Origin of the sequence: Curtobacterium sp. PsM8 (assembly GCF_030433875.1) — a bacterium.
In the GTDB taxonomy this organism is placed as follows: Bacteria; Actinomycetota; Actinomycetes; order Actinomycetales; family Microbacteriaceae; genus Curtobacterium.
The window spans coordinates 42,034-52,669 of record NZ_JARUXD010000020.1 but is presented as its reverse complement, the minus strand read 5'-3'; the positions used below and the strand labels follow the sequence as shown (position 1 = coordinate 52,669).

General features: G+C 72.1%; 11 protein-coding genes and 1 tRNA gene. 5 read left to right on the top strand and 7 right to left on the bottom strand.

Annotation, left to right across the window (positions count from 1 at the left end; genetic code table 11):
- Positions 1-80 precede the first annotated feature (80 nt).
- The gene (galK, locus tag QCD68_RS06915) at positions 81-1,223 is read right to left on the bottom strand and encodes a galactokinase (RefSeq protein WP_301222498.1); all 1,143 of its coding nucleotides are present in this window, start codon (positions 1,221-1,223) and stop codon (positions 81-83) included.
- Positions 1,220-2,317: a galactose-1-phosphate uridylyltransferase gene (gene galT / locus QCD68_RS06910; RefSeq protein WP_111073839.1), complete on the bottom strand. Its 1,098-nt coding sequence runs from the start codon at positions 2,315-2,317 to the stop codon at positions 1,220-1,222. Before galT ends, galK begins: the two co-directional genes overlap by 4 nt.
- A gap of 63 nt (positions 2,318-2,380) precedes the next feature.
- On the opposite strand from galT, the gene QCD68_RS06905 reads away from it, so the two are divergent.
- Together QCD68_RS06905 and QCD68_RS06900 are read left to right on the top strand one after the other, a co-directional pair.
- Positions 2,381-3,226 carry a DeoR/GlpR family DNA-binding transcription regulator gene (locus tag QCD68_RS06905; protein WP_301222497.1) on the top strand — a complete coding sequence of 282 codons (846 nt, stop codon included), beginning with the start codon at positions 2,381-2,383 and terminating at the stop codon, positions 3,224-3,226.
- The gene (locus QCD68_RS06900) at positions 3,223-4,170 is read left to right on the top strand and encodes an aldose 1-epimerase family protein (RefSeq protein ID WP_301222496.1); all 948 of its coding nucleotides are present in this window, start codon (positions 3,223-3,225) and stop codon (positions 4,168-4,170) included. The genes QCD68_RS06905 and QCD68_RS06900 overlap by 4 nt, the downstream gene beginning before the upstream one ends.
- Before the next feature lie 49 nt (positions 4,171-4,219).
- Here QCD68_RS06900 and QCD68_RS06895 read toward each other — a convergent pair whose 3' ends face one another.
- The 5 genes from QCD68_RS06895 to QCD68_RS06875 all read right to left on the bottom strand — a co-directional run bounded on the left by QCD68_RS06895 (position 4,220) and on the right by QCD68_RS06875 (position 7,527).
- Positions 4,220-4,540: a hypothetical protein gene (locus QCD68_RS06895; RefSeq protein ID WP_301222495.1), complete on the bottom strand. Its 321-nt coding sequence runs from the start codon at positions 4,538-4,540 to the stop codon at positions 4,220-4,222.
- Positions 4,541-4,702: 162 nt separating this feature from the next.
- Complete coding sequence (locus QCD68_RS06890; RefSeq protein ID WP_301222494.1) at positions 4,703-5,341, bottom strand: TetR/AcrR family transcriptional regulator; 639 nt, start codon at positions 5,339-5,341, stop codon at positions 4,703-4,705.
- Positions 5,342-5,431: 90 nt separating this feature from the next.
- The gene (locus tag QCD68_RS06885; RefSeq protein ID WP_301222493.1) at positions 5,432-6,202 is read right to left on the bottom strand and encodes an SGNH/GDSL hydrolase family protein; all 771 of its coding nucleotides are present in this window, start codon (positions 6,200-6,202) and stop codon (positions 5,432-5,434) included.
- 10 nt (positions 6,203-6,212) lie between these two features.
- Positions 6,213-7,385, bottom strand: a complete 1,173-nt coding sequence (locus tag QCD68_RS06880; protein WP_301222492.1) for an acyltransferase family protein — start codon at positions 7,383-7,385, stop codon at positions 6,213-6,215.
- Positions 7,386-7,454: 69 nt separating this feature from the next.
- Positions 7,455-7,527: transfer RNA gene (locus tag QCD68_RS06875), tRNA-Lys, on the bottom strand.
- 43 nt (positions 7,528-7,570) lie between these two features.
- Between QCD68_RS06875 and QCD68_RS06870 the strand changes: the two genes are divergently transcribed.
- The 3 genes from QCD68_RS06870 (at position 7,571) to QCD68_RS06860 (ending at position 10,389) form a co-directional block, all read left to right on the top strand.
- Positions 7,571-8,200, top strand: coding sequence for a DNA-directed RNA polymerase subunit beta (locus QCD68_RS06870; RefSeq protein ID WP_301222491.1), 630 nt, complete (start codon positions 7,571-7,573; stop codon positions 8,198-8,200).
- Positions 8,201-8,920: 720 nt separating this feature from the next.
- Complete coding sequence (sigK, locus tag QCD68_RS06865; RefSeq protein WP_111073833.1) at positions 8,921-9,520, top strand: ECF RNA polymerase sigma factor SigK; 600 nt, start codon at positions 8,921-8,923, stop codon at positions 9,518-9,520.
- On the top strand, positions 9,517-10,389 hold the full coding sequence (locus QCD68_RS06860) for an anti-sigma factor (protein ID WP_301222490.1): 873 nt from the start codon (positions 9,517-9,519) through the stop codon (positions 10,387-10,389). Before sigK ends, QCD68_RS06860 begins: the two co-directional genes overlap by 4 nt.
- Positions 10,390-10,636 lie beyond the last annotated feature (247 nt).

The window sequence follows — 10,636 nt, the reverse complement described above, 5'->3', positions numbered from 1 at the left end:
GGGGTGCGCCGGGGGGGCGGGTTTTTGTTAATAAGAGCCGCCCCGGCGCCCGCCCCCGCCCCGGGGGCGGGGGGCGCGCGCTACGCGTCGCGCCGCGCGCCCTGCGCCGCGTGCACCGTGAACACGGTCGGCTCGCGGTACCCGGCCGAGGCGAAGGCGGTGGTGACGGCCGCGGCGATCCGGTCACGGGCCTCCCGGTCGACGAGCGCGATGGCTGCGCCACCGAACCCGCCACCGGTCATGCGCGCGCCGACGGCGCCGTGCTCGACGGCGGTCGACACCGCCAGGTCGAGCTCCGGCACCGAGATCTCGAAGTCGTCGCGCATCGACTCGTGCGAGGCGACGAGCAACGAGCCGATCGCCCGGGGCCCCTGCTCGCGCAGCGTCCGGACGGTGTCGAGGACGCGCTGGTCCTCGGTCACGATGTGCCGCACCCGACGGAAGGTCTCGTCGTCGAGCAGCTCCTGGGCGCGCGGCAGATCGTCGACCGACACGTCGCGGAGGGCGGGGACACCGAGCACCTCGGCGCCCTTCTCGCACGAGTCACGACGGGCCTTGTACCCGCCGGTCGCGTGGGCGTGCTCGACGCGGGTGTCGACGACCAGGATCTCGAGGCCGTTCGCCTCGAGCGCCAGGTCCACCACGGCGGTGTCGAGCGTGCGGCAGTCGAGGAACACGACGGCGTCCTGCTCACCGAGCAGCGACGCGGACTGGTCCATGATGCCGGTCGGGGCGCCGACGGCGTGGTTCTCGGAGTACTGGCCGACGCGGGCCAGGGTCTTCCGGTCGAGTCCGAGCTCCCACAGGTCGGTGAACGCCAGGGCGACACCGCACTCGATCGCGGCACTCGACGACAGGCCCGCGCCGACCGGAACGTCCGAGTCGATGAAGACGTCGAATCCGGTCCGGTCCGACAGATCCGCGCCGGCCTGCTCGCGGAGCGCCCAGGCGATGCCGAAGACGTACGCCGACCAACCCGCCATGCGAGCGGGCTCGAGCTCGTCGAGGGACAGCGACACCGGGCCACCCTCCGGGTCGAACGACGACGCGACGCGGATGACCCGGTCCTCGCGCGGCGCGATGTCCGACGTGGTGCGGCGGTCGATCGCGAAGGGCAGCACGTACCCGTCGTTGTAGTCGGTGTGCTCACCGATCAGGTTGACGCGGCCGGGGGCGGAGTACCGCACCGCCGGCTCGTACCCGAACACCTGCTGGAACGTCATGCTCGTTCGATCCCTCCTCGGATGAACTCGGCGGCCTTCTCCGGGACGAGGTCACCGATCCAGGCGCCCATCGCGGCCTCACTGCCGGCCAGGAACTTCAACTTGTCCGCCGACCGACGCGGGGACGTGATCTGCAGCATCAGGCGCACGGTGTCGCGGCCGGTGTGCACCGGGGCCTGGTGCCACGCGGCGATGTACGGGGTCGGGTCGCCGTAGAGGGCGTCGAGACCGCGGGTGAGCCGCAGGTGCAGGTGCGCGAGCTCGTCCTTCTCGGCGTCGGTGAGCCCGGCGAAGTCCGGCACGTGGCGGTGCGGCAGCATGTGGATCTCGACGGGCCAGCGCGCGGCGAACGGCACGAAGGCGGTGAAGTGCTCACCGGCGAGGACGACCCGCTCGGAGCCGCGCTCGTTCGCCAGGTGCTGCTCGAACAGGTCTGGGCCGAAGCGCTCGATCGACGACAGCAGTCGCTGCGTGCGCGGGGTCACGTACGGGTACGCGTAGATCTGGCCGTGCGGGTGGTGCAGGGTGACGCCGATCGCCTCGCCCCGGTTCTCGAACGGGAACACCTGCTGGATGCCGGGCATCGCGGACAGCGCGGCGGTGCGATCGGCCCAGGCCTCGACGACGGTGCGGGCACGCGACTCGGAGATCGACGCGAACGAGCCGCTGGTCTCGGGGGAGAAGCAGACGACCTCGCAGCGGCCGACCGAGCGGAGCTGCCGGTTCAGGCCGACGTCCGACAGCGACTCGAGGGACGACGGCGCGTCGTCGCCGACCAGGTCGGGCCCGAAGGACGGCGACCGGTTCTCGAACACCGCGACGTCGTACCGGCTCGGGATCTCGGACGGGTTCGCGGCCGTCTGCGGCGCGAGCGGGTCCTGGTCTGCAGGCGGCAGGAACACCCGGTTCTGCCGCGCGCTCGCGATCGACACCCACTCGCCGGTCAGGACGTCCTGGCGCATCCGGGCCGTCGCCGGCCGCGGGTCCAGGACGCGCTCGTCGATGCTGCGCTCAGCAGGCAGCGTCGAGTCGGCGTCGTCGAAGTAGAAGAGGTCGCGGCCGTCCGCGAGCGTCGTCGCACGTTTCGTGATCACCGCTGCACTCTACCCGCGCGCGAAGGGTTGCGAAAGCAAGTGGAAGCAGACGAAACTCGTGCTGTGACGTCTGACGAGCCTCCCGTCCTGCCCGCGCTGCTGCGGCAGGACCGCATCGTCGCGCTCCTGGACGGTGCCCCGGGAATGGTCCGGACCGCCGCGCTGGCCGCCGCCGTCGGCACGAGCGAGGTGACGGTCCGCCAGGACCTGGCTGCGCTCGACCGGGAGGCCCGGATCCGCCGGGTGCACGGCGGTGCCGTCCGCCTCGGGGCCGGGTCGCGCGAGCGTCCGCTCGAGGAGACCGCCGTCGAGAACAGCACCGCCAAGGCCGCGATCGGCCGGGCCGCGGCGGACCTGGTGCGCTCCGGGCAGTGCATCGTCCTCGACGTCGGCACCACGCCCGCGGCCGTCGCCGAGGCCCTCGTCGCCCGCGAGGACCTGGTCGACGTCACCGTCGTCACGAACTCGCTCACCACCGCGCTCGCACTCGAACGGGCCGTCCCGCGGTTCACCGTCGTCGTCACCGGGGGCACGCTCCGGCCGCTGCAGCACTCGCTCGTCGCACCGTTCAACGCGACCGTGCTGCCGATGCTGTCCGCGGACCTGGTGTTCCTCGGCGGCACCGGGCTCGACGTGGCGCACGGCCTGACCAACGTGAACCTGCCCGAGACCGAGGCGAAGCGGGTCCTCGCGGCGGCGGGCAGGCGTACCGTCGTCGTCGCGGACGGCTCGAAGTTCGGCCGGGCCGACATCGGCGTGGTGAGCACGCTGCAGGACGTCGACGTCGTCGTCACCGCGGGCGTCAGCGCGGACGCGGTCGACCTGATCCGGGCGGCCGGCGTCCACGTGGTCGTCGCGGACGGACCAGCGGGGACGACCCGCGCATCGGAGAGGAAGCAGACACCATGAGCACAGCGGCCAGCACAGCAGCCCCCACGGGCGGTCAGTACCACCTGCGGCACTCCGGACCGGACGGTGTCGTCGAGGCCGTCGTCACCGAGGTGGCCGCCGGTCTCCGCGAACTCCGGGTCGCGGGCTTCGACCTCACCGAGCCGTTCCCCGCCAGCGAGGCTCCGGCCGGCGCGAACGGCATCGTGCTCGCACCGTGGCCGAACCGCGTCGCCGGTGGTGCCTGGCAGCTCGACGGGGCGACCCAGCAGTTGGACATCTCGGAGCCGAAGTACGGCAACGCCTCGCACGGGCTGCTCCGCTTCGCGCCGTACCGCGTGGTGGACCAGACCGAGTCCTCGATCGAGCAGCAGGCCACGATCCACCCGCAGCACGGCTGGCCGTTCACCCTCGAGACCCGCGTGCACCACGAGCTGGTCGAGGACGGCATCCGGATCACCCACACGGTGACGAACCGCTCGGGTCGCCCGGCGCCGTTCGCCATCGGGTCGCACCCGTACCTGCGCGCCGGCGACACCCCGGCCGAGGACCTGGTCATCCGGCTGGACGCAGCGACGGCGTTCACCGTCGACGACCGGAAGATCCCGAACGGCACGCAGCCCGTCGCGGGCACCGACCTGGACCTCCGCGCGGGCCGCCGTGCGGGCGACTCCGACCTGGACACCGCCTACACGGACGTGACGCCGGACGACGAGGGCATCCGCCGCACGACCCTGCACGGGCCGGAGGGCGACGGTGTCGAGCTGTGGCAGGACGCCTCGTTCCCCTACGTGCAGGTCTTCACGTCGCGCGAGTTCCCCCGCGGTGACGGCAAGGGGCTGGCGGTCGCCGTCGAGCCGATGACCGCACCCGCCGACGCGCTGAACTCGGGCGAGGGGCTGCGCTGGCTGGGAGCCGACGAGACCTGGACGGGCTCGTGGGGGATCCGCCGCGTCTGGTCCTGACACGCCGTCACTGGCTGGCTGGCTGGGCGGTCGCCGTCGCGACTTCCGGTCAGCCCCGGCGCATCCGCAGGGCTTCGACGGCGAGTGACTCGCTGGGGTAGCGACCGATCTCCTGCGCCCATGCCGGGTCGTCGCCGCGCAGCGCGAGGAAGTCCTTGCGCTGGCGGACGACGTACCCGAGCACGGTGGTGGCGGTCGCGACCTCGGTGAAGTCCTTGCGGATGTGGCGGACGCTGACCGCGGCGCCGCGCCGCAGCGCGTCGAGCAGCAGCTCGTCGCTCATGGTCGTCCCGGTGGCGGCGGCGAGCTCCACGAGGCGGCGCGCGTCACCGGTGGAGCTGGTCTGCGTGGCGTCGATGGGCTCGATCACGATGTACCCCGTTCGGTGTGGTTCGTTCAGTGCTGGTGTCCCGCGGTGAGCGGAACCAGGAACGACCATATCGAGGCGAATCCACCAGCCGGCTGAGCGGTGCACGGATGTGGACAGAGCGCCGGCCATGGATCACCTGGGGACGACTTGTACCCCGAGACGTCAGCTGGCGCGGCCCAGGTCCCACACCGGCGGCACGTACTCGCGGGACCATCCCTCGCGCAGACGCGTCACCGCACGGTCGAACGACTCGAGCAGGTCCATCTCCGGCCGGACCATGGACTGCAGCTGGAGCCCCTCGTACGTGGCCAGGAGCTGCTCGGCACCGCGGGACGGTTCCATCGTGTGCGGCTCCCGACCGGCGGCGATGTCCTGCATGAGGCTCTGCTGCACGAAGGCGTGGAACTTGCGCCAGCGGGCGTGCAGCATCGGCGCGAGCGGGTGCTTCGGCGCTGCGGCGATGTTCAGCGTCGAGGTCAGGAAGCGCATCAGCGACGGGTCCTCGACGTTGGCGGTGACGATCGCGCGGAGGAACCGGATGGTCCCGAACTCGGCGGCGAGGGGCGTCAGCGGCGTCGTGCGGCGGTCGTTCCACCGGTCGATCGTCGCCAGGAGCAGGCCGTCCCAGCTCGGGAACGACGCGTCGAGGGTCTCGGGGGTGGCGTTCGCCTCGTCGGCGACGCGGGCAGGGGTGACTTCGTGCAGGGGCAGTTCGTGGAGCACCCGGATCATCGCGTCGACGATCTGTGTACGGGTGAAGACGTCGTCGTGCGGTGCGGAGTCCATGGTGGGGCTGGGCATGTCAGCACCACATCACATCGTCGCCGTGCCGGGGTACCCCCACAACGAGCATCCTGTCCGCGGTGCGAACTGCCGATCGGGCCACGAGGTTCAGCGGGCGCGGCACTCCGGGGAGGTCGTGCCGACGGCACGCAACGCGGTGTCGATGCGGCGCGCGAGGTACCGGTAGCCGGCGTCGTTCAGGTGCTCGCCGTCCGACGCCGCGTACGTCGGACTGTTCATGGAGGTGAACCAGTGCTCCGCGACGGGGTCGATGTACGGCACACCGGCCGATCGCGCACCGGCGCGGACCGCGGCGTCGATGCTGCCCGTCGAGTCGGCCCGTGGACGGGGTGCCGACGGGCCGATGGCGACGAGCAGCGCGCGGGGCCACTGGGCGACCGCCTGGCGGAGCGTCTCCTCGACCCGCCGGCGGAGGTCGGCCTCGCCGACGGTCCAGTCGTTCTGGCTGCCCTGCACGATCACGAGGTCGGGGTCGGCCTCCGCGTCGGCGACGATCCGTGGCAGGTAGGTGTCGGACCGGGAACGACTGGGGCCGGGGTTCACGTACCCGGTGCCGGGACGCCCGTCGATCGTGCTGTCCCACCCGGAGTCGGCGGAGAGCATCTGCGCCCACCCCGTCATGCCGTCGGACGAGCCGCGTCCCCGGGTGTACGAGTCCCCGATGACCAGGACCCGCGAGCCCGCCGCCAGGGCACTGGCCGTCGCCGTACTCGCGCGCGCCTGGTCCGGCGGACACGACGACCGCGGCGCCGATGACGGCAGGGCGACCGAGACGGCGACCCCGAGCACTGCCAGGGCGATCGCGACCGTCCTCGGCCGCCGGGCACGGCCAGCACCGCCGTTGCTCCGAGTCGACACGGTGCGGAGCCTACGGATCCGTCGGTGTGGGTGTCCGGTGCCCGCCGGAGGTGCCCGTGGCCTCGGCCACCCCGGCGGCACGTCGTCCGCGAGCGGCCGAGGGATCACCGGAGAGACGCCGGGAGACCTGCTTCGCCAGACGGTGTGCCGGCAGTTCGACGAACCGGGCGAAGAACACCGCCGCGACGAGTGCGAGCGGGATCGTCAGGAGCGGGGCGATCCACGGGTGTGCGTCCGGTACCAGCTCCGCGATGCTGACGGCGATCGGCTCGTGGACCAGGTACAGACTGAAGGAGATCCGGCCGAGCGTCCGCGGGACCGAGCCGAGCAGCACGCGCTCGGCGGGGAGCCACTTGCCCGCGAGCACGACCAGCACGGCGGCGGAGAGCAGGATCACCGTCGATCCGAACAGCGCGCCGGGGGCCTCCCGCGGGTACCACCACCCGCAGGTCAGCCCGAGCACGCTCGCCACGAGCAGCACCCAACCGACCAGCCGCCGGACCTGCGGGATGCGCTCCCAGCCCGCGGCCACGGCCGAGCCGACCAGGAACATCGACAGGTACGTCAGCCACTGCAGGCGGAGCGGGTGCCCGGCTGTCGACAGGAGCGCCGCGACGAGCGCCGTGATCCACCAGTGCCGGCGCGTGACGGCAGCGATCGAGACGAACAGCGGCAGGAGGAGCGAGAAGGCGACCTCCCACGTGAGCGACCAGAGCGGGCTGTTCATCCGGGTCGGCGAGAGCAGCGTCAGGTCCCCGACGAGCCCGTGCAGGCTGAGCGTGTCCGCGTGCCGGGCCACCCAGGCGGACTCGCCCGGGTCGCCCGTTCGAGGGACGACGAGGAACAGGACGAGCGCGACGAGGACCGAGGCCACCACCGGGACGTAGAGCCGGACGAGTCGTGCGGGGAAGTACGCGATCCAGTCCTGGGTGCGACGGAGGGCCGGCAGCGTGAGCACGAACCCGCTGAGGACGAAGAAGACGAAGACCGCCTCGCCACCGGCCCAGAAGACGTGCAGCGGTGTGTACACCAGCCAGGACCGGCTCTCCGGGACGGGCAGGTGGAGGTTGCCGTTCGCGAACGACGGGATCGTCAGCAGTGAGTGGTGGATCAGGACGACGGCCGCAGCGACACCACGCAGGCCGTCGAGCGAACCGATCCGACCCGCTGGGCGATCGCGCATGCCTCGATCTTACGAGGGCGCGGGCCGGAACCGAACACTCGTCATCTTGAAGGGCGGTCTGACCAGAGGTGGGCCCCGTGGGGCTCGAACCCACGACCCTCGGATTAAAAGTCCGGTGCTCTACCAACTGAGCTAGAGGCCCTCGCCCCCAAGGGTATCGGGAGAGCAGCGCCTACACTGTCGCGGTGCCTCGCGAACACCACCGTCCCGTCCAGTTCACCGATGCCGAGTTCGCTGCCCTCCAGGGTGGTGAGGACCCGGCGCTGGTCAACCGCGTCGCCCACGACACCGCCAACGCCCTGCTGCACCGGGTGCGCGCGGACCCGGACCCGGCCGTCGTCGAGCGCCTGGTCACCTACACGGACGTGCACGGCATCGAGGCGATCGCGGAGCTCTGGGCCCGCGTGGGTCCGCACACCCTGCCCGGGGCGCTGTGGCGCATCTACCTGGTCCGCACCGTGATCCGGCAGAACCCGGAGGAGATCGCGTACCTCTTCGAGCGGGGCACGGAGCTGATCGGCACGATCGACCAGGCGGTCGCGGGTGCCGAGGAACCGACGGGGCCGGCGGAGATCCTGACCCTGTCGGACCGGATCCTGCACGGCCTCTACACGGGGGACTTCGCGGTGGCGCTCGAGCGCGGAGCGGCGTTCGCGCGGCTGACGGCGGCGGGCGCGACCTCGGTGGCGGACGACGCCGACGTCTCGGCCGCGGAGCGTGCCTCGGCGCTGACGACGCGCGCCCTCCGGCTGGCGGAGCTGGCCGAGGACCTGTCGGCCGCGGCGGCGCTGTGGCGTCGCGAGAGCCTCGACTGACGCGGACGGCGCGGCGGGCACGGCCCGACACGGACAGGGCGGGCACAGCCCGACACAGACGCAGCCACCCACGACGGTGAGCCGACGGGCGGACCGCTGACGCGCCTCCCGGCCGTGGCGCGGGAACCGTCCGGATCCGGACATGAGAAGACCGGGCCGCAGAAAGCGCCTCTCGGCGCGAGGCCGCTCGAAGCGGCGAATATTGGAGCCCGGGGCTTGCTGCGGCCCGGCATCTCCAAGTGTACGAGACGTCTGCCGCGTCGTCCCCAGGTGTTCACTCTCGGTGGACAGATCCGGCCCCCGGGCGCGCCGTCGCGCGCGGAGCGACCGGCCGGGAGGCGCGTCCCGGCCCACACCGTCGACCCACCTCGGTCCGGCAGCGGCCCACCTCGGTCCGACAGCGACCCACCTCGATCCGAAGCGTTCCTCACGCATTTCCGCCCCGACCCAATCCGACGGGGCGACGGTGCCGAATCATCACCGTGGGAGTCGCAAGACGTCCCACACGAGGTCCCCGGACGACCCGGGCCCGCTCGCGGGTCAATTCCCTGTGGGTCGTCCGGGGACCTCGTCACACCGACCGGCACCATCCGCGCAGCGACCGCTGCCGCGACCCGATCCGAACGGGACCAGCTGATGACCACCGCGACCGCAGTCGCCGAGCGCTCTGTCCAGAGCGCGCGGTGGACGCCGTACACACGGGAAGGAGGAAAACCTGCAATGCTCACTCTCGTGGAAGGCGACATGGATGGTTGGACTCCCGCCGCGCCGGAGCCGGTGTCGGCGGACGACCTGCTCAGTCGGGTCGCGACCGGCGACCAGGCTGCCTTCGCCGACCTGTACGACGAACTCTCCGGTCGGGTCCTCGGACTCGTGACGCGGCTCCTCAAGGACCGCGCCCAGTCGGAAGAGGTCACACAAGAGGTCTTCCTCGAGGTCTGGCAGCAGGCCACCCGCTTCGACCAGGCCCGCGGCAGTGCCGCCAGCTGGGTCCTCACGATGGCGCACCGCCGAGCGGTCGACCGGGTCCGGGCGTCGCAGTCCTCCCGTGACCGCGACACCAAGATCGGCATCCGCGACTTCGAGACCGACTTCGACTCGGTGTCCGAGTCCGTCGAGATCCGACTCGAACACGAACGGGTCAGCCGGGCACTGTCCCGCCTCACCGAGTTCCAGCGTCAGGCCGTGCAGCTCGCCTACTACGGCGGGTTCTCGCACAGCGAGATGGCTGAGAAGCTCGGGGTGCCGATCGGCACCGTCAAGACCCGTCTCCGCGACGGGATGATCCGACTCCGCGACGAGATGGGGGTGACGTCATGACCGACCGTCACGACGACCCCGAGCTGATGACCGGCTCGCACGCGTTGAACGCACTGACCGACGACGAGCGTGCCTCCGTCGAGCGGGCGCTGTCCGACTCCCCGGAGCTGCAGCGCGAGTCCGACTCCCTGCGCGAGACCGCACTGGCCCTCGCCTTCGCGGTGTCGCCGATCGAGCCGTCCGCGTCCCTCAGGACCTCGCTGCTGGCGAAGATCCAGACGACGCCGCAGCTGCCCGCCCTGGACGACTCCCGCGTCACGCCGGAACCCGACCGGGAGGCCCGCCACGCGTCCGCCCCGGACGTCACGTCCGCCACACCGGTCACCGACCTGCGGTCCGCCCCGGGTCGCGCCGCGTCGACCGCTCGGGCCCGCTGGTTCCAGCGTCCCGCCGCGATGCTCAGCATGGCTGCGGCCGGCGCCGTCGTGCTCCTCAGCGTCGGTTTCGGCGTCGGTGGCACGCTGCTGCAGGACGACGGGGGAGCGCCGGCGACCACGCAGGCCGCCTCCGGTCTCGACCAGATCTACGCGGCCCCGGACTTCCAGCGCAGCACCGCCAAGGTCAAGGGCGGCGGCACCGCCACCGTCGTGTGGTCCGGGCAGCTGCAGCGGTCCGCGGTCATCCTCGACGGTGTCAGTGCGGCGCCGAAGGACAAGACGTACGAGCTCTGGTACATCGGTTCGCCGGAGTCCGGCGGCACGATCACGGCAGCCGGCCTGATGGACGACGTCGACGGTGGCGTCCGCTCGGCCGTCCTCCGCGGCACCATGGGCACCGGCGACATGATCGGCATCACGGTCGAGCCGGCCGGGGGCTCGAAGCAGCCCACGACCAAGCCGGTCGTCGCCGTCCCCACGTCCGAGGCGTGACCGGCCCCTGACGGTTCAGGACGACGCCCCCGTGACCACATCGGTCACGGGGGCGTCGTCGTGTGCGGGGCAGTCTCGTCGGGGCCGGTGGCTCGTCGTGTGCGGTCGGCCTCGTCGGGTCCGGTCGGCCTCGTCGGGTCCGGTCGGCCTCGTCGGGTCCGGCGGCGGGGCGGTCGTGGACGCAATGCAGGAGGCCCGGTGCCGTCCGTGGCGGACGTGCACCGGGCCTCCCGGCCGGACCGTCAGC